Genomic DNA, 622 nt, shown 5'->3' with positions numbered 1-622 from the left:
CGACGTCAGCGCACAACTCATCCACTACTATCGAAATATGGTTTGCTCACACACTTCACCAGTGAATGTGGATCTCACGATGAGAGAAATTCAAGTGCTACGCTGCGTGCAGTCTGGCAAATCAAATTCTCAAATCGCCGAAGACCTTTTCATTAGCGAGTTCACCGTAAAGTCGCATCTCTATCAAACCTTTAGAAAGCTTTCCGTGAAGAATCGTCAGCCAGCGGCGCGTGGGCTGACCAAAATTTGATCTCATAAGTAAGAAGATCGCGAATTTTCCTTTAGAGTGTAACGTATGACAAAATAACCAGGTTAGAATCGCCCGTAATGATAACTAACTGTTTATGGAACAACACACCACAAAGGAAATGCTGCGCGCTCGGCTTTAATTTTACGTGCGTATTGTTTCGGTGAGGAGTTCGATTTGATAAGGACACTATTCAATGATTAAAAATGCCTTTCCCTGCCGCTGGCYACGGCACTCGCTTCTTACCTGCGACCAAATCGATGCCAAAAGAAATGATGCCAGTGGTGAACAAACCTCTGATCGAATATGGTGTGGAGGAAGCCATCCAAGCGGGTATGGACGGAATGTGCATTGTGACGGGTCGTGGTAAAGCAT

Annotated in this window: 1 protein-coding gene and 1 pseudogene; both read left to right on the top strand. The window is 45.4% G+C overall.

The features are described 5' to 3' along the window. Window positions 1-258: pseudogene (locus CIK04_RS26315) on the top strand (response regulator transcription factor); the annotation flags it as partial. Window positions 259-453: 195 nt separating this feature from the next. After that, a partial coding sequence (locus CIK04_RS26310) for a sugar phosphate nucleotidyltransferase (protein ID WP_325205852.1) occupies window positions 454-622 on the top strand: 169 nt, incomplete at its 3' end.

It is taken from the genome of Vibrio sp. 03_296 (genome assembly GCF_002265885.1).
This window is presented reverse-complemented; position numbering and strand designations above follow the sequence as displayed.